Source organism: Pseudomonas sp. TH07, assembly GCF_016651285.1.
Classification (GTDB): domain Bacteria; phylum Pseudomonadota; class Gammaproteobacteria; order Pseudomonadales; family Pseudomonadaceae; genus Aquipseudomonas.
Map to the genome: position 1 here is coordinate 2,759,718 of NZ_JAEKED010000001.1, position 19,840 is coordinate 2,779,557.

Below are 19,840 nucleotides of genomic sequence, written 5' to 3' on the forward strand. Positions count from 1 at the left end.
CGCTCTCTATATTCGCCGCTCTTTGTTGAGCAGGGATGACGTGGGTGAGGATTTTTCCAGGGAGTATTTTTTTACTGGCGGCACTGGCTTTCGGCGCCGGTGCCGTGCATTTCTTCCACCAGTTTGTCGATTACCGCCTCAATGGCCTGCCCAGTGTCGGCACGGTGCTTCGGGTCACGGTGTACCCGGTGCACAACGGCGGCAAGTCCAGCTACACCCGATACACCGATGTCCAGTTCGCCACGGCGGAGGGCGCGCTGATCAAGCACAGCTTTCACGATGAGTTGTCCGGGGCGAAAGAGGGCGACCAGGTCGACCTCCTGTATAAACCTGAGAACCCCCAGGACGTGGTTTCGGCCAGTTGGCTGACGTTGTTTTTCGGGCTGATGATGACGCTCGGGGCCCTGGCCGGGCTGCTGGCGTTTTCGTCGTTTACGCCCATGAAAGCGCCGCCGCAGGGGCCGCCCGTCGAGCCCTGAACCGGGCGTTGAAAGAGCGTAGGGCGTCAGCTGTTGAAGCAGATCAGGAGTGTGCAGGTGCGATATATCGCGAAGTTTTTCTTTTTACTGATGGTGCTGGGCAGTGGGCTGGGTATTTATCATACGTCCCGAGATTTTTTTGCCCTCAGGCTCAACGGCGTTTATGCGCCGGCCCAGGTGCTGAGCTTTTCCAGTTCGCGGATGGTCGGGGTGCAGGGCGGCACCAGCTATATCTCCTCCAGAACCGTGTCCTATGTCACCGCTGACGGCACGCTGCTGACCCATGATTTCAAAAGTCAGTTTTCCAAATCCAAGGTCGGCGACACGGTGGGGGTGTTCTACAACCCCGGCAACCCTGCCGAGGTCATCCCCGATACCTGGAACGGGCTGTTTATCAGCGCGCTGCTGGGGGCCCTGGCCCTGACGGCATTGGGCGCGATGCTGGTCATTTGAGGGCGGGCCGGTCACTTGCGCCGTTACTGCTTGCGCTTGGCCAGGATGGTTTTGGCCTTGGCGACGATCTCTTCCACGCTCAGCTCATCATTGATCAGCAAAGCATGCAGCGCCGGGTCCTGCCACAGGTCCACGGCCGGGCCGGTAGTTTGCACACTGCGGGAAATCAATGCGTAGGCCATCACCTGGCCACGGGTGTGGAACTGCGGGTAGAGGTCTTGCATGTCCACCAACTGGGCCACGAACGCGCGCCGTTGCACTGGGGACATGCCCTCGAACACCTGCGGGTGGCTGTAGTACAGATCCGCTGAGCTGATGGCGATGACGATCTTGCGCAGCGCCTCCTTGATATCCTTTTCGGGGGTGAGTTGGCTGAGCAGTTGGGTGTAGTGCTGCTCGCCTTCGGCAATTTGCTGCGGGCTCATTTTGCGCTTCACTGCCTCGACTGTTTCTGCATCATCCAGGACCCTGGCCCAGGCATAGGCCACCGGGAAATTGCCTTGGTCGCGGCTCCAACGCACCATGTCCTGTTGCGAGTCCTGGTCGCCGTGCCGAGCGGCGCGCTCGAGCCAGCCCATGGCCAATTCCTTGTTCGGTGCAATGCCCAGCTTGCCCACGCTGTAGAGGTCGGCCAGGCCTGCTTCCGCGCAGGATTCATTGTGCTTGGCGGCGTAAGCGATGTAGTTGAAGGCTTCACTTTTGTCATAGTCGTTTTGCCTGGCGCCGACAATGCCGGCCAGGACGCACAGGCTCGTGGTGTAGCGAGGGGCGGCCATGATCAGGCAACTGCGAGCCATTTTTATTTCCTTGCTGGCCTGCAAGGTACGGCCTGCGCCATAGAGCAGGTCGTCCTCATCGCTCAGTCGGCTGCCGAGGCCGAGCAGCAACTCGCTGTCCATATCCGGCGTGCAGTACTGGTTGGCCTCGACCTTGGGCAGGATCTGTTCGAGGCTCAAGTCCGGCAGGGAGTTATTGAGTTTCTCGTCCGGTGACGCGGCATTGCAGCCCACCAGCAGACTGAAGATGGCCAAGGGCAGCAGGCTACGACATTTCAATGGAGAGTCCCTGAGGTTCAATCGAGTAAAAGCGAGGACGCCAGGAGGGCATGAGCAGGGGCGGGGTGCAGCCGTTCCGTGCTTGAGGTGCCGCTTCCCTGCGATTTGAGTGCGCGCATTCTACGGGCATCGGCGCTGCGCACAACGTTGTCATGCGCGTGATGGCCGGCGTTGAACGATCAGAGCCTGGCGCTCAATCCGAAACGCTTCATCAGCACCTTGTCCAGCAGCCCCTTGGGCAATAGCGCAGCCAGCAGCGGCAGCGCACGGCTGCCATTGCCGATCCGCACCAGGCGCGGCGGCGAGTCCTGCTGCACGGCCTTGAGCAGGTGGGCGGCGAACTCGCTGGCGGGGGTCGGTTTGTCCTGGGAGGCCTTGGCCCGGTTGCGAATCCCTTCCCGCAGCGGCCACCAGGGCGATTGCTCGTTGATCAGTTGCTCGGCTTCATGCCCGGCATTGCGGGCGAAGCTTGAGGCAATGGCCCCGGGCTGGACTTCCATCACGCGGATGCCGAACGGCGCCAGCTCCATGCGCAGCGCGTCGCTCAGGGCATGCACCGCCGCTTTGGAGGCGCAGTAGGCACCAGCAAAGGGCGTCACCAGCACTCCGGAAACGCTGCCGATATTCACCACCAGCCCCCGGCTGCGGCGCAGCACCGGAAACAGCGCCCGGGTCACCCCGATCACCGAGAACACATTGGTTTCGAACTGGCGCTGCATGGCTTCGACGCCACCGTCGAGCAGCGGGCCCATGGCGCCGTAGCCGGCATTGTTGATCAGCACGTCGAGGCCGCCGTACTGCTGGTTGATCTGCTCGCCCAGGGCGCTGAGGGCCGGGCCGTCATTCACATCCAGTTGCAGTGCGGTAAAACCGGCGGCGTGCAGGGCAGCCACATCCTCGGCCTTGCGCGCGCTGGCCAGGACAGTGAAACCGGCGTTTTTGAAAACGTCGGCCAGGGCGCGGCCAATACCGCTGGAACAACCGGTGATCAACGCGACGGGCATGGCGCGGTCCTTGTGCTGGAAGAAGGGAGGGGGCAATCAGTCGGAGAAACTACCCTGCAAACGCTCGGCGCGAAACTCCAGGGTCTGCGGGCGGTAGCCGGGGCGCAGGGGCGGCAGCGGCAAGCAGTCTTCCCAGTTGGCGCCGGCTTGTAACTCGCCGGGGCCGCGATATCGCGGGGCGCTGTACTGGTTGTCAGCAAGATTGACCGTATCCCCCGGGGCGTAGGCGGCGATGCGCCAGCGCAATTCGATCAGGGGTACGTCGTTGCCGTTGTTCATCTTCAACTGCAAGGGGCGGTCGGCCGGGCAGGCTTGGGGAGCGTAGGCGATGCGCAGTTCCAGGCGCGCCAGTTGCTGGGCTTCGCGGTTGTCGAGCCAGACCACCCAGCAGGCCACCAGGCCCAGGCCAAAAGCTGCCGCCAGGGACACGGGCAGGGCTTTGGCGGGGTAGCGCAGGAGCAGGATCAACCAGGTGATGACCAGCAGAACGCCGATGAACATGACATGCGCCTCGGGGAAGAGAGGGGGACATCCTACCTAAGCGTAGGTGGGGTTGGCGATGAGGGATGGCTTTGATCAGGGGCTTTTGCAAATGGGCGAAAGTTTAACGGTGTTTCAGTTATAGGGTCAGCCATAGAGCTTATCCAGAAGTTTCCAGGGTGAAGATGGTTTTTATCAAATAAGAGCAGGAAAAACATTGGGTTTTATTTGTATCAAATGATCTGGGCGGTTTTTTGTTAACTAAGGTGTCCCCCAAGGTTCATGGAGTTGGCTGTCTGTATTAATTGATGTAATTGTTTGGTGGGCATAGTTTTTTTATTGTTTTTTAATATAAAAATGTCTGGAAAGTTCTTGGGTTTTGAGATTGAATCAGCACCAAGATCAGCCTTGGACAGCTGTTTTAATCAGGCGCATGTCATGAGCTGTATAAGGGTTACATGGTGTTTCAACTGATGTGAGTAATCTTTGAACGTGCTAATGGAAAAACCCAGTGCAAAAAACAACCTTATTAGAGGCCCAATAATTGATGACCAAGAAAAAGACTACGTTCGAAGTAGCTAAGCAGGAAGTTCATGCCGCCCTTTCAATGCACGATCTGCCAACCATAGTCATCGCTGGGCGAAAGTCGGTGTATCGCGTGCAAGAGCAGCAGTATCCAGATCCGCTTTATTTCAATTGCAATTCGCAGACCCGCTTCGGCGATCCTCAGAAGGAAATCGGTGTCTGCTATGTCGCCTTCAGCGATAAGGTGGCGCTTGCGGAAACGTTGCAACATGGAAAGTCTGGGGTCGGAAGCCCTGTTTTGCAGTCGGAAATCGAGGAAAGGTCACTGCACCATCTTCAAACCACTCGCCAGTTGGTGGTGGTCGATGCGGCGGCATTGGCTCGCAACGCTGGCAAAACCCTTGGCGCAATCGTCAAGTCGCGCGGACAGGGCGATGAAGGTTATGCCTATACGCAAACCCTGAGTGGCGTTGTCATGCGCTGGCAACCTGCTATCGACGGCATCCTTTATCCCTCGCAGGTGTATCCGATCACAGCAAGCCTGGAGGGGTGCAATCTGGTGTTGTTTGAAGGCCGGCCTACTCAACTGGTCGCAGTGAGTAAGCAGCCGTTGGGAAGTGTGGTGCTTTCTAATGGGGAAACGGTCGGTGAGTTGTTGAATCGCATGCGGGTTCCAATCGAGTGAGAATGAGTTGGCCCTTTAATGGCGCCGATTTCACTTGCCCATGGTCAATCTGTTTTGGAAGTCGCGAACAATTATTTCAAAAGCATCCTTGTTGGAGAGAAGTGTGTACCTGGGCTGCAGGTTTTGTGGCTCCCCTAGGTTGGAGAAGTCCATGTCCTGGGCTAAATAACCCAAAAGCACATTGGTTTTCGCACCCTCTTTGGAGTCGATGGCTATGGCCTTGGTCAACTTGCCAATGTCCGCAATCACGGCGTTGTTCTTGAACTGGAACGCAGGGTAGTGCTTGCGAGTACCTTCGGTATAAGCAATGACCTGTCCGGCCTGGACTCTCTTGTTAAGCGCTTGCCGAGAGATGCCGAGGATTTCGCAGACGGTTTTAGAGTCAAGCAGTTCGTAGGTATTCTTAATGTTTTCAAATGAAAGCGCTTTGCCTTTTGTATAGGCAATCTGATTGCGTACCTGGGGGCTCAGCTGTTGGGTGTCGACTTTTTTCAGGAGTACTTGAAGTGCGTCGAAATAGGTTTCTTCTGCCCCATGGTTGGCTATTTCCATAAGAAGCGGCTGAGACAGTTTGTCCAGGAAGTTTTCAAAACCCTCCATCAGTGCAGCCTTGGCAGCCTCTTGTGAATGGATTGGTTGTTGAGTGGGTTTGCCAATGACAGTCTTCATTTTCCCCTCCCGTGCGAGTGGTTTTTCAGTGACCTTAGGCTAGCTCCCTATTTTTTGTGCGTCAATACGTCAATATGACAACTCGTCAACCTACGGTGATTTCGAATTCGCCAGCAGTGCACGCAACAGGATGGCATTCGCGTGGGGTTGCACGATCCGCTGTCTGTAGCCGCGGCCGCCAGGCTGCGCTGGCCGGGATAGGCCAGGAAGGATTGCGGCGGTTTTAGGGGCCCGTGCAGTCTGTGGTAGCGGTTACGTGGAGAGGATGGTTGGAGTACATATCCATTGCTGCGGTAACGGCGGCTTAGGGTTTCGCCCTTACGGCGAGTCCCTTTTGTCAAACGCCCGGAATGCCGGCCCAGCCAAAAGGAACCAAAAGGTCTCGCCCCGAGCGTACGGCCCTCGCTGCGCTCGGGTTCCCTCGTTCCGGCGTCCCTCAGGGGGCATCGCTACTAGCGATGTCCTCGACTGCGTCGAGGGGCGCTACGCGCCATTCCCCTGATGAACACCTCCACTCGGCCTGCCGAAGGGGGCGGGTGGATCAAGATCAAACGCCTGTTGGCGCGCCCTACCGGGCGGCGCATCTGGGGCACTGGAGGCAGGATTCTGGAGTCGGCGAGAGGTCCTAGACCTGTAATCGCTGCGGGCTGCGTACGGCATTGCGCAGGCGGAGTCGAGGCTGGGATGTTCCCTGCCGCTTGAAGGCTGTTGGCCCTTGTATGGTTTGCTCTAGCACTCTCGGTATTATTTTTGTGGACCATATAGGGTCTTCTATTTCGATAAATCGCCTATAATGGATATCAGGTTGTCCATATTAAGTTAAGTACCCACTCGCTTGGGCAGGTCTTTCAGTTATGTCACTGACTCGCTTTATGTACACCCCGTCCGAGATCACGGCCGAGATCGGAAAAAACGCCCAGGCCCTCAGATTGTCAAAAAATCTGTCGCGTAAAACCTTGGCTGAAAAATCCGGGGTGCCGGCGTCGACGATCAAGCGCTTTGAGCTGCAGGGAGCCATTTCCCTGGAGTCGATGGTGCTGATCGCGGCGGCTTTGGATGAGCTTGATCCGCTGCTCAAGTTGTTCAAGCCGCCTTCGCCAAACACGCTGTTTGAGCTGCAAAACTCAAAACGCCAGAGGGGCACCCGATGACTGAACGAGGCATCAAGAAGTACAAGCCGATCGATGAGTTGGGCGTCTTCATGCATGGCCGTCAGGTGGGGCTGCTTAGCTGGAACCGCCAAGGCACTTACTTCACCTATGCCAAGGAGTGGCTGACCCAGGGGTTCAACCTGTCGCCCCAACTGGCCTTCGACGAGAGGCCGCAGCAACCCGATACCCACCTGTTTCTGGGCCTTCATGGGGCCTTCGCCGATTCTCTTCCCGACGGTTGGGGCTTGCTGTTGATGGGGCGTTTTTTTACCGCGGAGTATGGATCGCGGGTTACCCACGGCCTGACTCAGCTCGACCGTCTTGCCTACATCGGCAACCGGGGGATGGGTGCCCTCGAGTACTACCCCATGTCGGAAAAAGTGGCCCGGGAGCCCATCAGCCTTTCAGCGTTGTATGAGGCATCGGTCCAGGTCCAGGTGGGGGAGACGGTTGAGGTGTTGAAAGCGCTGCGGATTGCCGGTGGCTCGCCGGGGGGCGCCCGGCCCAAGGCCGCCGTTGCGTTTTCGGCGGATCTGTCCCAGGTGGTTTCGGCGTTTGAACCTTTGCCGGAGGGCTACGCGCACTGGATCGTGAAATTCAGGTCCCTTGAGGAACCCTGGTCCATGGGCGCGATTGAATGCGCCTACGCCCGCATGGCCCGCGCCGCTGGAGTCGATATGGCTCACAGCGAGCTCATCACCGTGCCCTCGGAGCAGGGCTGGAACGAGCGTTTCTTTGCGACCCGGCGCTTTGATCGCAAGCACAACGAGAAAGTCCACATGATGACCGCTGCCGGGATTCTGCATGCGGACTTCAGAGTTCCGTGCCTGGACTACAAGGACTTGCTGAGGTTGACGTTCGCCCTGACCAGGAGCGCCAGGGAAGTGGAGAAAATGGCCCGGCTCATGGTGTTCAACGGCCTGGCCCACAACTACGACGATCACGCGAAGAACTTCGCTTTTCTGCACGAAGAGGGGCAAGGCGACCAGGAAGGGCAGTGGGTGCTGGCGCCCGCGTACGACCTGACCTTCTCCACCGGCATGGGCGAGCACACTACCGCGTTCGATGGCCAGGGGCGTCCGTCCAGAAAGGCGATCAGGCGCTTGTGTGCGGACTACAAGTTTCTCAAGCCGGATGACTACATTGATCAGACGCTGGAGGCGTTGGGAAATTGGGAAGCGGTGTTTGCTGAGCTGGGTATTCTGGCGGCTGATGGGAAGGAGATCTTTGAGACGCTTGCGGATGTTCATGCGCGGCTTTAGCGCTCGGTGTTGTGTGTTGCTATTTTGTTCGGGGCGGCCTGCTAGCCGGCCTGGGTTTTTGGTTCGGAGTGCATATCCATTGCTGCGGTAACGGCGGCTTAGGGTTTCGCCCTTACGGCGAGTCCCTTTTTACAGACGCCCGGAATGCCGGCCCAGTCAAAAGGAACCAAAAACGCTGCCCCCGGCGTTCGGCCACTCGCTGCGCTCGGGTTCCCTCGTTCCGGCGTCCCTCAGGGGGCATCGCTACTAGCGATGTCCTCGACTGCGTCGAGGGGCGCTACGCGCCATTCCCCTGATGAACACCTCCACTCGGCCTGCCGAAGGGGCGGGTGGATCAAGATCAAACGCCTGTTGGCGCGCCCTACCGGGCGGCGCTTGGGTGGGGGCGGGTGGTGTGGGTGTCAGCTCAGGTGCTGGCTGCCACGAATACGCCGACCCAGTACGTCCAGCAGATCGCATCCATCGCGCAGGAGGATGACGCTGGCGTGGGCGATTTGTGAGAGGTCGGTGGCGTCGGCTTGACGGTTGTCCATATGGACGATGCTTTCCATCAACTGGGTGACCGCAAGGATGCGGTAGGCGGCGCTGGCGTGAAGTTCGTCCAGGGGCGCGCGGGTGTCGATGAACAGGGTGGGAGTGGAGGATTCGTTGCTGGTTAGCGCGATGCGGTCCGTCATGGTGTGTTGCTCCTGAAATAAATAGAGCTGCCACTGGATCGCCGTCAAACGAATGGGGTGGCAACTGTACGCAGGTTGACGGACCGGTCTCAGGAACCCGGCGCATCCGAAGATGCCCCACGCACAGTCGCCATAAGACTTTTTGCGAGCGCAGAAGAGCGCAAGCAGAGTCGAGGAACTATGCGTCCTGAAAGTGTTGCCGAGCCGTCAAACCCGATCACGAATGAGTCGTGACAGGCGCGAGGATAGGGAGGCCCGCTGGGGCGGTCAACCCGATATTTGTAGCGTGACGCTACACCTGTAGCCGCTGCCGCCAGGCTGCGCTGGCCATCAATCACGCCACCAATACACCTGACACATCACGGCGTATTCAAAGGCCAGCGCAGCCTGGCGGCGGCTACAGGCCCCCTCAAAAAAATCCCCCTGGCCCATTGCCTGCGGATAGGGGACGCAGGCAATGGACCAGAGGGTTGAAGGTATTGCTGACAACGGCGATCCGCTTTTACTTGCAGCTTGCCGCTTGAAGCTTTCCGCTGCTCTTATTGCGCAATGGTTTTCACCGACACGCCACGTTCCACCGGGGTGGAGCGGCCGTAGATGTCTTCAAAACGTTCGATGTCGTCTTCGCCCAGGTAGCTGCCCGATTGCACTTCGATGATTTCCAGGGGGATTTTGCCTGGGTTGCGCAGGCGGTGGACCGAGGCGATGGGGATGTAGGTCGACTGGTTTTCGCAGAGCAGGAACACGTTTTCGTCGCAGGTGACTTCGGCGGTGCCGCTGACCACGATCCAGTGTTCGGCGCGGTGGTGGTGCATTTGCAGGGACAGGCAGGCACCCGGCTTGACCGAGATGTGCTTGACCTGGAAGCGTCCGCCCATGTCCACCGAGTCGTAGGAGCCCCACGGACGGTAGACCTCGCAGTGGTTCTGGGTTTCGCTGCGGCCCTGTTCGTTGAGGGTGTTGACCATCTGTTTCACGCCTTGGACCTTGTCCTTGTGGGCGATCATCATGGCGTCCTTGGTTTCGACGACGACGATGTTTTCCAGGCCGATCACCGACACCAGTTTGCCGTTGCCATGGATCATGCAGTTGTGGCTGTCCTGGATCACCACATCGCCTTTGCTGACGTTGCCGTTGGCGTCTTTTTCATGCACGTCCCACAGCGACGACCAGCAACCCACGTCGCTCCAGCCGGCGCTTAGCGGCACCACGCAGGCGCGTTGGGTTTTTTCCATCACGGCGTAGTCGATGGAGTTGTCCGGGCAGCAGGCGAAGGTCGCTTCGTCGATGTCCACGGTGTCGGCGTCCTGCACGCTGCGCTCCAGGGTCAGCAGGCAGGTGTCGTAGATGTCCGGATCGTGTTTTTTCAGCTCTTCGAGGAAGCGGCTGGCGCGGAACAGGAACATGCCGCTGTTCCAGAAATAGCCACCGTCCTTGACGAATTCGGTGGCGCGCTTGTGGTCGGGTTTTTCGACGAACTGGGCGACCCGGCTCACGCCTTCGGGCAGGTGGATATCGCTGCTGGACTTGATGTAGCCATAACCGGTTTCCGGTTTGGTCGCCGGTACGCCGAACAACACCATCTCGCCACGCTCGGCGGCCACGGTGGCCAGGGCCAGGGCGCGCTGCAGGGCTTTCTGGTCGTCCAGCACGTGGTCGGCGGGCAGCACCAGCATCAGTTCGTCACGGCCTTCGTTGACCAGCATCATTGCGGTCAATGCCACGGCCGGTGCGGTGTTGCGACCGAAGGGCTCCATCAGGATGCGCTGCGATTCCAGTTTGCGGGCACTGAGTTGCTCATTGACGATAAAGCGATGGTCCTTGTTGCAGACCACGATCGGGGTGTCCATGCCGTCGAACACCAGGCGCTCCAGGGTCTGCTGGAACAGGGTCTGTTCGCCGGTCAGGGCGAGAAATTGCTTGGGGAATTGCTTGCGCGAAAGCGGCCAAAGACGTGAGCCGCTACCACCTGACAAGATCACCGGAATCATGTTGTTACTCCTTCAAATATCGTATGGGTTAGAGCTACTGCGTTCTGTCGTTTCACTCTTGTTTTTGTCTCGTTGTCGCCGCTGCCTCGTGTCTGGGCAGCGGCGACAGATTCTGCTTAGCGCGTCGACACGGGGCGTTTCACCCACACTGGCGACAGGCTGCTGCCATTACCGGTGACGTAGAGCACGGCGGCTTCACCGCGCTCAAGGGCCACGGGCTTGAGGTCGCTGACTTTTTTCTCGCCGTCGTACAGGGCGAAGCTGACCTTGACCGGGTTGATCTCGCGCTCGCCGCGGCCCTTGGCAGCCACGGCCTTGACCACATCGGTCTTGCCGTCGGCGGTTTTCAGGGTCAGGGATTTGTCGCTGAGGTTCTGCACCCGTACCAGGGACTTCTGCTTGTTCTTGAACGGCGGTTCTTCGATCAGTTGCGGTTGGCCGCTGGCGTTGTTGACCAGGGTGTAATAGTGGTCGGCGGCGAGTTTGACCGGCACGGTCTGGCTGCCGACCTTGGCGCTGTAGTCGCCGCCAGGCATGAAGCTGAAGTCGCTGCTGGCCAGCGGGGCGACGTCGTTGAGGTTGGTGCTGCCGACGGTGGCGCTGACTTCGCTGTTGCTGGCGTTGTAGATACGCACGAAGGACGAGCCTTTAGGCGCGGTCGGGCCGTAGAGCGCGGCGTCGCCGGCGAAGGCGGACATCGACAGTACGCTCATGCCGGCGGCCAGAGTGAGGGCCTTGGCGAGACGACGCGGAGTAGTAGTGAAAGTCATGGTGTACCTCTCTTTCAGTTTTGCGCCCGGTCGGGCGTCTCGGATTTGTTGAGTGCAGCTACGTTTTGTTGGCTGGCGCCGGCTTTTTTCAGCTCGGCGACCCACTGCGGGTCGGCGTCGCCGATTTCGTTGTTCACAGGCAGATAGCGTTCGGGGAATTCCCAGATCAGCACTTGCGGCGGATCGTTTTTGAAGGCGTCACTTTTCAGGTAGCTGAGCATCGGCAGGATCGGGCCGTGGCCGTCTTCGGCGTAATTGACCACGTCGCTGTGCAGCGCCTGCTTCAGTGCGCCAACGAAGTTCCAGTTGGGGTTGGCGCTGTAGCTGGTGCCGATCAGCGCCACCGGGACCTGGTTGTCGGCGAACAGCGCATCGTCGGCAGCCGGCTGGTCGTCGGCGGCGCGGGTCACGCGTTTTTGCAGCGGCTCCTGGGCCGGCATCAGGTTTTCGAACAAGGGGTCCAGGGGCAGGAACAGGCGCAGGTCACCCTTGTGCTCCACGGTCTGCTCGGCTTCGGTGACGAAGCGCTGCGGCTGGCCGCTCAGCGGGGCTTTTTCGGCAATCGCCTTGGCCAGTTGCCGGGCGGCGATTTCGGCGCCGCTCGGGGTCCAGTGGGTGTCGGTGCGCAGGAACACTTGCTCACCCTGTTGCTTGGCCTGTTGCAGCGGGCCCAGCAGGTCGGGGGCGAGGATCTTGTCGGCCGCGACCCGGGCGTGGAAGTCCTGGTAGAGGTTGGCGTGGATGCTCGCCGGCTGCACGTCACCCAGGTGTTCCGGGTACAGGCGGACCTTGGCCGGCACGATCGCCATCACCAGTTTCACGCCTTTGGCCTTCAGGGTCTGGCGCACGCCTTCGACCAGGGCGTAGTTGCCTTGCAGGTTCAGTTCTTCGTTGACGATGGGGTTGAATTCTTCATCGCTGTACAGCCACTGGTCGCGGCCCAGGACCACGCCCGGACGACCTTCGTTGAACAGCTTGAAGTCCAGCGCGGCCCAGAGGTTGGTGCCCAGGCGCTTGATCGGGAACTCTTTGTCGTAGTGGGTTTCCACGGCCTTGGTCCAGCGTCCGTTGAGTACGGTGGCATCGCTGTTGGTGCTGAAGCCGAAGAAGCTGCGCACTGACCACAGGCCCAGGACCATCAGGGTCACCAGGAACAGGGCGATATAGAAAATACGTAATGAGCGGGTCATGGGCAGATCCCTCAGAACTGGAAGTAAAGGAACGGCGAGAAGCTTTGCGCCGAGAGTTTGAGAATCGAGGCGATAAACAGCAGCAGCACCAGGGTGCGCATCAGGTAGCGCGGCCAGTCGGCAGTCCAATAGGCCGGTTGCACCTGGGCGTCGGTGCCCACGATGTAACCCGGCTGGTGGATGCTGCCGGGGTTGTCGCCAGGCACAGCCTTGATCAGGCCAGGCTGGGCGGCGGCCGGGCCATCGCTGGCGGTGCTGACTTCAGGCTGGGTCTTGACGGGCGGACGGTTGCGGTAGAAGTCCCGCAGGCCGAAGAACGCCAGGGTCATGTAGGCCACGATCAGGGTTGCCACTTGCAGACCGGTGAGGCTGGCGCGGTTGAGTTCCGACAGCGACCAGTCGCCAAAGCTGAACATGGCGCCGTACATGCGTCCGGCCACGTGCAGGTTTTCCGCGCGGAAGATCACCCAGCCCATGACCACCAGGAGGAAGGTCAAGGCCCAGCGGATCGGGTTGAAGCTGCGCGGCGAGGTGTTGAGGCCGATGGCTTTTTCAATCGCCAGCCACATGCCGTGCCAGGCGCCCCAGACGATGTAGGTGATGTTCGCCCCGTGCCACAGGCCGCCCAGGAGCATGGTCAGGAACAGGTTGCGGTAGGTGGTCAGGGTGCCTTTGCGGTTACCGCCCAGGGTGATGTACAGGTAGTCCCGCAGCCAGGTGGAGAGGCTGATGTGCCAGCGCCGCCAGAACTCGGTGATTGACTGGCTGATGTAGGGCTGCTTGAAGTTTTCCATGAAGCGGAAACCCATCATCAACCCCAGACCGATGGCCATGTCGCTGTAGCCGGAGAAGTCGAAATACAGCTGTGCGGTGTAGGCCAGGGCGCCGAGCCAGGCATCGCCCGTGGTCGGGTTCTGCAGGGCAAAGCAATGGTCGGCCACCACCGCCAGGGTGTCGGCGATAAACACCTTCTTGATAAAACCCTGCATGAAGCGCGTGCAGCCTTCAGAGAATTTATCCAGGGTGTGGGTGCGGTTGTTGAACTGGTCGGCCAGGTCGCGAAAGCGCAGCACGGGGCCGGCGATCAGGTGCGGGAAGATCGCCACGAACGCCGCGAAGTCGATCAGGTTGCGGGTGGCCGGGGTGTCGCCGCGGTAGACGTCAATGATGTAGCTGATGGACTCGAAGATGTAGAACGAGATCCCGATCGGCAACAGGATGTGGGTCAGGATGAACGGCTCCAGACCATAGGAGGTCATCATCGCGTTGATGCTGTCCACGCCGAAGTTGGCGTATTTGAAGTAGCCGAGGATGCACAGGTCGACCCCGACTCCGAGCAGCAGCCAGCGCTGGGCGGGTTTGGTGCGCACACCGGCGGCGCCCACCTTGAGGCCGATCCAGTAGTTCCACAGGGTGACGCCGGCGAACAGCGCCAGGAAGTCCACGCGCCACCAGGCATAGAACACATAGCTGGCGATCAGCAGCAGCAAGTTGCGATAGCGTTGCCCGCTCAAGTAGTACAAGCCGAGAAAGATCGGCAAGAACAGAAACAGGAACACATTGGATGAGAAAACCATCCCGATCTCTCCGTGTTTAACCAATAGACAGAGGCCGCAGCCCCCCAAACCCCCCGTTGGAAAACGGTTGGGTTGTTACCCTGTTGCAAAGACTTCATGTGGCCAGGGAGTCAGCTCCCTGGCCGCACCCGCGCTCGACCGGCATCCGTTTCAAGAGCCCTTTTCATGGGACGGGTCATAGACCTTGGTCAGGTCGCCGCCGAGGCGGAAGGTCTTGAACGGCTGCATCTTGTGCTTGCGTTCCAGCACCTCCGGGCCACAGGTGTAGAGGCTGCAGAAGGGTTCGAGCCAGGCGAATTTGGAGTCGACCTTGAGGTCGGTCATGTCCTGTTCCTTGCCGTTCTTCTTCTCGAAAATATCCGGGTCCTTGACCCCGGCCAGCACCTGGTCACCCAGGCGCTTGAGGGCGCCGTTGTTTTCCTGGCGCAGGTCCACCCCGTTGACCTGGGCGAAGCTGGCGATCATCGCCAACGGCGGCAGGGCGTAGTTGTGGTAGGCCAGGGCGCGTTGCTGGCGCTTGAGTTCGTTGGGCAGGAAACCGTCGGCGTCGACCTGGTTGGCGCCGACCTTGTATTCCTTGACGGCCCAGTCGAACAGGTCGCGGCGGTTGGTGGCGACGGAGGTCGCCATCACCGACCAGGCGGCCCAGTACGAGTGATTGTTGGTTTTTTCCAGCGGCAGGTTGTCCCAGTCGCTGACCACCTGGTCGGCCATCTTGCTGAACCAGGCTTCGATCAATTGCGCTTCCTGCTGGTGGGCGGCCAGGGGATGGGAGTCGGAGAACTTCAGGCGGATATAGGCCGAGGCCATGCTGCCCAGGGCCCATTTGCGCATGGACTTGCCGGTGTGGTTGAAGTCCTTGGACATCAGCGCGTCGGCCTTGGCCCAGGAGGTCAGCCAGTTGAGGGTGCATTCCAGCTGTTCCGGACGACCGTCACGCATGAACTGCATCACCCGTTTGCTGGTGCCGCGCTCGAGCTTGGTGATGTCGGCGGTGGTGTCGCGGAAGGCTTTTTCCGACTGCACATTCAGGGTCGAACGGGCCTTGTCCGAGCCTTCGTACTTGCTGCGAAACTGCAGGGCGCCGGTATAGGGCGCGGGCATGGCATCGCAGCCTTCGCTGTTGTCGCCAGTCTTGAACTTGTCCACCGGCGCAAAGTAGCCCTGGGGCGGACGCAGCGGGGCGGCGGCCTGGGTGCTGCCGGCGAACATCGCCAGGCTGAGCAGGGTCGGTGTCAGGAGTTTTTTCAGCGTTGCAGTTTGCATAGAAACCTCATTGCCCGATTTGCGCGGTGCGTTGCCCGGCGCTCGGGAATACGTTGCGTTTGCAAATTTTCGCTTCGACTTTCTGTCCTGCGGTGCCCGCTTCGGGGCCCTGGACTTCGACCGCCAGCAGATTCTGCGAGGCCCAGTCTTCGTCAGTGCGCAGTTCAAAGGCGAAACGCCCATCGGTGTCGGATGTTTCCGGTTTTTCGATCTTGATGTCCTCGTGGCGCCCGTTCATGTACCAGAGGGTGGCTTGCAAGGTTTTCACCGAGGTGTCGGCGAAGCGGATATCGACCTGATGACTGCTGTTGCGCAGGTCCATGTTCTTGCTGTTGACCATCAGCTCGTTCTTGCCGGGCTTGAGGGTGGTGCTGCCGCTGAGCTGGGCGTCTTTGCCTTCGCAGCCGTTGTCGAGCAGCGCCATCATCTGCCGGTAGATGGTTTCCTGGTCCAGGCGATACAGCGGCGAGAATTCCCAGATCAGGATCTTCGGCGGCTTGTTCTGGAATTCTTCGCTGCCCAGGTACTGCAGCATCGAGCCCTCCAGGCCACCGCCGGGGAAGGCGACATTGAGGATATCGGCGCCCAGTTCCTGCTGCAGGAAGCCCGAGAAGTTGTAGTTCTTGCCGCTGTGGCTGGTGCCCACCAGGGTGATTTCCGGGTTGCCGGAATCGCCGAACAGGTCGCCATCGCCGGCCTCGCCCTTGGGCTCGGTGGTGAACTGGTCCATGTACTGCACCGCGTAGCTGGTGCCGCACAGTTGCCCGGCCATATTGTGCAGGGTGCCGGTCTTGCCCATGCGCCCTGATTTGTGGGTCTCGAATTCACGCTTGGGAATGTCGGCGAAGGCCGGCATCTGTTTGACTTTTTCCGCCACGATCTTCGCTGTGCGCTGGGCGCCGTAGGGGGTCCAGTGCTGGTCGCCACGGAAGTAGAAGTCATGGGCCGGCAGGGTGTCGGGCAGCTGTTCGTTGGTCAGCGGCGACAGGTCCGGCACCACATAACCCATCTGGGCAAAACGGCCGAGCATGCCCTGGTAGCTTTTCAGCGCCTTGTCATAGTCGAAGCGGGCCTTCTGCTCGGGGTTGAGTTTGTTGCGGTTCACCAGGCCCCGGGTCGGCTGGTAGACCACCACCAACTCCACGCCCTTGCTCTGGAAGGCATCGTGCAGTTGCTTCATGCGCCGGAAGCCTTCCGGGGTGGTGTTGAATTCGGTGCGCAGGTCTTCCTGGGTGCGGAACAGCCAGTCGCCCTGGGCTTGTACCAGGGTGGTGAAGTTCTGCTGGTAGCGGGTGACGTAATTCTTCGCGTCGTGGGCGGCCGGGCACAGGTTGCAGCACGGCTCGGCGCTGAATGTTGGCGCCTTGGCCTCGGCGGCCGCGTCATCGGCGCGGGCGCCGGCGCTGGCAGCGAGGATGCCGGCGGTCAACGCCGACAGGCTCAGGATCTTGATCAGGTGTGGGTGCATAAAAGTCATCCTCAATCGCGCAATTCGGTCTGGCGTTCGACGGGGTCGATCAGCACCGCTTTTTGTTGGCGCACCAGCAGGTCGAGAATCTCGTCCTGGCGCTCGCCGAGAATCCCCGAGAAGCTGATGCCGCTGCTTTTGGTCGGTGCGAGCATCGATACGCGGTACAGCTCCACGCTCAGCGGCGAGTCGATGGACATCGGGCCGCTGCCGTTGGCCGCCAGTTCGCCGCCGACCACGATCAGCGAAACCTGGGCATCGAACGGATCGAGCTTGATATCGCGGTCGGTGTCGGAGAGGTCCTTGATGTGGCCATAGACCCCGGTCAGGCCGTTGGCCATGGAGATGTTTTCGTAGAGGCGGATATTCACGCTGTTACGAATGCGGATGCCGTGGCGCTTGTTGCTCAGCACCTTGTTGCCCCACAACAGGTTGTCGGCACTCTCGTAGAGGGTGATGCCGTCGGTGTGGTTGCGGTAGATCTCGTTGTAGGCGATCACGTTGTTGATGCTGTTGCGGTCGATCACCAGGCCAGAGAGTTTGTTGTCGAAGCTGCGGTTGTTGAAGATGAAGCTGTCGTTGACCTCGCGGGAAATGATGATCCCGTGCTTCTTCTTGGTCCCATGCACGGTGTTGTCCGCGATGATCAGGCCGTGGGAACGGTCATGGGGGTCGATGCCGTAGACGATGTTGTCTTTGTAGGTGTTGCCCTTGACCACGAAGTCGCGGGTTTCGTAGCAGTAGAAGCCGTACCACATGTCCGAAAACTCCGAGCCGACGATCCAGCCGGTGGGTTCAGGGCGCTTGAGGACCTTGGCCATGTTCGGCGTGTATTGGGAAATACTCACGCCGTAGGACTTGCTGTTGGCGTAGCCGAAGCTGGCCATCTGGCTGTTGACGATGTAGGTCTCGGTGCCGCCCCAGGCCAGCAGGAACGGCCGGAATTCCTTGGGCGAGCGGAAGGTCGCCGGGCCGTTGTCCTTCTCGCGCCAGCCGGTGACCTTGGTGTCACGCACAAACAGCTGGCCATCGTTGACCAGGAACGAACCGCCTTCCTGGGACAGGCGCAGCTCCTTGGTCTGCTGGTCGATGTCGAGGATGCCGTGGCGTCCGACCACGATCGGGATCCTGGCCAGGTAGACCCCGGGCGCGGTTTCGCTGATGTACTGCTTGGGCAGTTTTTTCACCAGGTCCTTGAGGTTGATGTAGCCGTCGTCGACGAAAATCGCCTGGGGGATCCCGTGCTGGCGCACCACCCACTCGGCCATTTTGTTATCGCCGCCGATAAAGTCCTTCAGGGCGTCTTCCTGCATCATGCGGCGCACGCTGATCTTGCCCGGCTTGCTGCGCACGATCTTGGCCGCGGCTGCCTCGGCGGTGTAGCCGGAGAGGTCGGGCAGGGTCGGTTTGGCCAGTTCCAGCGGCTCGGTCGGCGCGCTGCTGACGGTGTAGGTCTTGGCCTGTTGCAGTTCCTTGGCCACGACTGGCGCCTTGGCCGGCTCGGCCGTCGCGAAGGCGGCCGAGCTGGCCAGCAGCATCGCGCCGGCCAGCAGGCTGAGGCAGCCTTTCGCGGCATGGCTGTTCATGGGGTAGCAATTCATCGTGGGCACTCCCTTCGCGGTTCGCATCAGAAGCGCCAGATCACGTCGATAAACGCGCGGTGCATGTACGAGTCGACGTCTTTGCCGTAGGCATCGCCGGGCTTGAACACACCGCCGCGAAAGCGCACCAGCGCCGAAGGTTCGTCGATGGATTGGCTCAGCGCGGCGGGCAACAAGCCTTGCTTGAAGTACTTGGTGACCACCAGGTCCATCTCCTGGCCCAGGTCTTTCTTGCCGTCTTCAGGCAGCGAGGTGCTGGAGATCAGCGCGCCCGAGCCGTCGTAGGTGTTGTCGAACGCGCTGATACCGTTGCTGCCCACCGGCTTGTTGCCGTCCACGCGCCAGAACTTGTGGTAGATCAGGCTGGCGTCGTATTCGTCGTTGAGCATCCACGAGCCGAACAGGGTGGCGGTCTGCATGTTGTTCATTTCGCCGCGGAAGGCTTCGCCGAAACGGTGCACCCGCGAGCGGGTCCCGGTGTAGTTGGAGCGGTTGCTTTCCAGGCCGTTCTGCTCGTAGTCGCCGCTGGCGCGGGCATAGGCCGCGCCGACTTGCCAATGAGGGTCCAGGCGCAGGCGCACACCCAGGTCGGTGGCCCAGCCGCTGATATCGTCGCTGCGCTTGGCCTCGGCCGGGCGGCTGCCGTCGGTCGTCAGGGCGTTGACCGTGTCGCGGTCGCCGCGCATGCCGGTCAGGCTGGCCCAGTAGTTGACGGTGTTGGTGTTGCGCCAGTTATAGGCGTCGCTGTCGGCGGTGAGGCCGAGCCAGCTGATGTCACCGTTTTCTTTCTTGTCCAGGGAGTCGGCTGCTTCACCCGGGGTCGGGTAGTCGAGCTTGCCGTCGTCATGGGTGTGATGGCCGCGTATGCCCACCCAGTTGCCCGGGGTCCACTGATAGGCGGCATCGCCGTAGACGTGCAGGCGATCCTTGTCCTTGGGCGCTAGCTCCTTGAGATCGGTGCGGTACTCGCTGAAGCGTTCGGCGGCGCCGACGTTGGCCCGCAGCAAGGTGGTGTCGAAGGTCCAGTTCAAGGCTTCGATATTGGTGTCGCGCCATTGCCCGTCGTCGTTGCGCAGGCGCTGGCGGCCGAGTTTCAACTGCTCGCCAGGGTAGGGCGTGAAGCCGCTGTAGCCGACCCAGAACTCGCGCATCGCCAGGTAGTTCTTCTTGGTCTTGCGATCACCGTTGTCGGTGGCCTGGGTGCCGTCGCTGTCGGCCTGCTGCAGGGTGTCGGTCTCGATGATGTCGGTGGACGTCACCGCCTGGCCCATGGCGTAGGCGCTCCACGCGCCACGTTCGCCGTAGACCCAGGGCCGCAGGTCCAGGCCCAGGCCGTTGACGTCGCCGCCGCTGGCGGTGCCGAGGTCGCGGTCGTCTTCGGACTGGCCGGTGATTTTCACTTCCAGGCCGAAATTCTTGGTGTCGGTCATGGCCGCCAGGGACGGCGTCGACCAGACCAGCACGCAACCCAGGGCGATGCCCAGTTGCGAGAGACGAAAGCGCATGCCTGTCGCCGCGGTGTGGAATGGGGAATTGC

At 60.5% G+C, this 19,840-nt stretch carries 18 protein-coding genes; 5 read left to right on the forward strand and 13 right to left on the reverse strand.

What is annotated here, in order from left to right; all coding sequences use genetic code 11:
* Window positions 1-44 precede the first annotated feature (44 nt).
* Window positions 45-479, forward strand: coding sequence for a DUF3592 domain-containing protein (locus JFU57_RS12865; RefSeq protein WP_201129548.1), 435 nt, complete (start codon window positions 45-47; stop codon window positions 477-479).
* Between the two features lie 57 nt (window positions 480-536).
* Window positions 537-932, forward strand: coding sequence for a DUF3592 domain-containing protein (locus JFU57_RS12870; RefSeq protein ID WP_078469904.1), 396 nt, complete (start codon window positions 537-539; stop codon window positions 930-932).
* A 23-nt stretch (window positions 933-955) separates the two neighbouring features.
* Here the strand turns inward: JFU57_RS12870 and JFU57_RS12875 are convergent, their stop codons facing one another.
* The 3 genes from JFU57_RS12875 to JFU57_RS12885 form a co-directional block, all read right to left on the reverse strand.
* Window positions 956-1,987 (reverse strand): sel1 repeat family protein, encoded by a 1,032-nt coding sequence (locus JFU57_RS12875; RefSeq protein ID WP_201129550.1) that lies wholly within the window; start codon window positions 1,985-1,987, stop codon window positions 956-958.
* A gap of 179 nt (window positions 1,988-2,166) precedes the next feature.
* Complete coding sequence (locus tag JFU57_RS12880) at window positions 2,167-2,991, reverse strand: SDR family oxidoreductase (RefSeq protein ID WP_201129551.1); 825 nt, start codon at window positions 2,989-2,991, stop codon at window positions 2,167-2,169.
* A 36-nt stretch (window positions 2,992-3,027) separates the two neighbouring features.
* Window positions 3,028-3,492, reverse strand: a complete 465-nt coding sequence (locus JFU57_RS12885; RefSeq protein WP_078469907.1) for a multidrug transporter — start codon at window positions 3,490-3,492, stop codon at window positions 3,028-3,030.
* Between the two features lie 526 nt (window positions 3,493-4,018).
* Between JFU57_RS12885 and JFU57_RS12890 the strand changes: the two genes are divergently transcribed.
* Window positions 4,019-4,681: an RES family NAD+ phosphorylase gene (locus JFU57_RS12890; RefSeq protein WP_201129552.1), complete on the forward strand. Its 663-nt coding sequence runs from the start codon at window positions 4,019-4,021 to the stop codon at window positions 4,679-4,681.
* A gap of 30 nt (window positions 4,682-4,711) precedes the next feature.
* Here the strand turns inward: JFU57_RS12890 and JFU57_RS12895 are convergent, their stop codons facing one another.
* Window positions 4,712-5,350 carry a hypothetical protein gene (locus JFU57_RS12895; protein ID WP_201129553.1) on the reverse strand — a complete coding sequence of 213 codons (639 nt, stop codon included), beginning with the start codon at window positions 5,348-5,350 and terminating at the stop codon, window positions 4,712-4,714.
* 854 nt (window positions 5,351-6,204) lie between these two features.
* Between JFU57_RS12895 and JFU57_RS12900 the strand changes: the two genes are divergently transcribed.
* Together JFU57_RS12900 and JFU57_RS12905 are read left to right on the forward strand one after the other, a co-directional pair.
* Entirely contained in the window at window positions 6,205-6,501 is a 297-nt protein-coding gene (locus JFU57_RS12900) for a helix-turn-helix domain-containing protein (protein ID WP_072451362.1), read from the forward strand.
* Entirely contained in the window at window positions 6,498-7,763 is a 1,266-nt protein-coding gene (locus JFU57_RS12905) for a type II toxin-antitoxin system HipA family toxin (protein ID WP_201129554.1), read from the forward strand. The genes JFU57_RS12900 and JFU57_RS12905 overlap by 4 nt, the downstream gene beginning before the upstream one ends.
* A 401-nt stretch (window positions 7,764-8,164) precedes the next feature.
* Here the strand turns inward: JFU57_RS12905 and JFU57_RS12910 are convergent, their stop codons facing one another.
* From JFU57_RS12910 to JFU57_RS12950, 9 genes are all read right to left on the reverse strand, one after another.
* Window positions 8,165-8,440, reverse strand: coding sequence for a short-chain dehydrogenase (locus JFU57_RS12910; protein WP_201129555.1), 276 nt, complete (start codon window positions 8,438-8,440; stop codon window positions 8,165-8,167).
* Between the two features lie 539 nt (window positions 8,441-8,979).
* Entirely contained in the window at window positions 8,980-10,431 is a 1,452-nt protein-coding gene (locus JFU57_RS12915) for a mannose-1-phosphate guanylyltransferase/mannose-6-phosphate isomerase (RefSeq protein WP_078469912.1), read from the reverse strand.
* Between the two features lie 116 nt (window positions 10,432-10,547).
* Window positions 10,548-11,201, reverse strand: coding sequence for an alginate O-acetyltransferase AlgF (locus tag JFU57_RS12920; protein WP_020298391.1), 654 nt, complete (start codon window positions 11,199-11,201; stop codon window positions 10,548-10,550).
* A gap of 14 nt (window positions 11,202-11,215) precedes the next feature.
* Window positions 11,216-12,391, reverse strand: coding sequence for an alginate O-acetyltransferase (locus tag JFU57_RS12925; RefSeq protein WP_201129556.1), 1,176 nt, complete (start codon window positions 12,389-12,391; stop codon window positions 11,216-11,218).
* An 11-nt stretch (window positions 12,392-12,402) separates the two neighbouring features.
* Window positions 12,403-13,968: an MBOAT family O-acyltransferase gene (locus JFU57_RS12930; RefSeq protein WP_201129558.1), complete on the reverse strand. Its 1,566-nt coding sequence runs from the start codon at window positions 13,966-13,968 to the stop codon at window positions 12,403-12,405.
* Between the two features lie 150 nt (window positions 13,969-14,118).
* Window positions 14,119-15,234, reverse strand: a complete 1,116-nt coding sequence (locus tag JFU57_RS12935; RefSeq protein WP_078469915.1) for a mannuronate-specific alginate lyase — start codon at window positions 15,232-15,234, stop codon at window positions 14,119-14,121.
* Window positions 15,235-15,241: 7 nt separating this feature from the next.
* Window positions 15,242-16,702 carry an alginate O-acetyltransferase gene (locus tag JFU57_RS12940; protein ID WP_078469916.1) on the reverse strand — a complete coding sequence of 487 codons (1,461 nt, stop codon included), beginning with the start codon at window positions 16,700-16,702 and terminating at the stop codon, window positions 15,242-15,244.
* Window positions 16,703-16,713: 11 nt separating this feature from the next.
* Window positions 16,714-18,288 (reverse strand): mannuronan 5-epimerase AlgG, encoded by a 1,575-nt coding sequence (algG, locus tag JFU57_RS12945; protein ID WP_421548327.1) that lies wholly within the window; start codon window positions 18,286-18,288, stop codon window positions 16,714-16,716.
* Window positions 18,289-18,329: 41 nt separating this feature from the next.
* Window positions 18,330-19,808: an alginate export family protein gene (locus JFU57_RS12950; protein ID WP_078470225.1), complete on the reverse strand. Its 1,479-nt coding sequence runs from the start codon at window positions 19,806-19,808 to the stop codon at window positions 18,330-18,332.
* Window positions 19,809-19,840: the final 32 nt, after the last annotated feature.

Coding starts and splice junctions, on each gene's coding strand:
- JFU57_RS12880 (WP_201129551.1), bottom strand. CDS start 2,991: ATGCCCGTCGCGTTGATCACCGGTTGTTCCAGCGGTATTGGCCGCGCC.
- JFU57_RS12885 (WP_078469907.1), bottom strand. CDS start 3,492: ATGTTCATCGGCGTTCTGCTGGTCATCACCTGGTTGATCCTGCTCCTG.
- JFU57_RS12890 (WP_201129552.1), top strand. CDS start 4,019: ATGACCAAGAAAAAGACTACGTTCGAAGTAGCTAAGCAGGAAGTTCAT.
- JFU57_RS12895 (WP_201129553.1), bottom strand. CDS start 5,350: ATGAAGACTGTCATTGGCAAACCCACTCAACAACCAATCCATTCACAA.
- JFU57_RS12900 (WP_072451362.1), top strand. CDS start 6,205: ATGTCACTGACTCGCTTTATGTACACCCCGTCCGAGATCACGGCCGAG.
- JFU57_RS12905 (WP_201129554.1), top strand. CDS start 6,498: ATGACTGAACGAGGCATCAAGAAGTACAAGCCGATCGATGAGTTGGGC.
- JFU57_RS12910 (WP_201129555.1), bottom strand. CDS start 8,440: ATGACGGACCGCATCGCGCTAACCAGCAACGAATCCTCCACTCCCACC.
- JFU57_RS12915 (WP_078469912.1), bottom strand. CDS start 10,431: ATGATTCCGGTGATCTTGTCAGGTGGTAGCGGCTCACGTCTTTGGCCG.
- JFU57_RS12920 (WP_020298391.1), bottom strand. CDS start 11,201: ATGACTTTCACTACTACTCCGCGTCGTCTCGCCAAGGCCCTCACTCTG.
- JFU57_RS12925 (WP_201129556.1), bottom strand. CDS start 12,391: ATGACCCGCTCATTACGTATTTTCTATATCGCCCTGTTCCTGGTGACC.
- JFU57_RS12930 (WP_201129558.1), bottom strand. CDS start 13,968: ATGGTTTTCTCATCCAATGTGTTCCTGTTTCTGTTCTTGCCGATCTTT.
- JFU57_RS12935 (WP_078469915.1), bottom strand. CDS start 15,234: ATGCAAACTGCAACGCTGAAAAAACTCCTGACACCGACCCTGCTCAGC.
- JFU57_RS12940 (WP_078469916.1), bottom strand. CDS start 16,702: ATGCACCCACACCTGATCAAGATCCTGAGCCTGTCGGCGTTGACCGCC.
- algG (WP_421548327.1), bottom strand. CDS start 18,288: ATGAACAGCCATGCCGCGAAAGGCTGCCTCAGCCTGCTGGCCGGCGCG.
- JFU57_RS12950 (WP_078470225.1), bottom strand. CDS start 19,808: ATGCGCTTTCGTCTCTCGCAACTGGGCATCGCCCTGGGTTGCGTGCTG.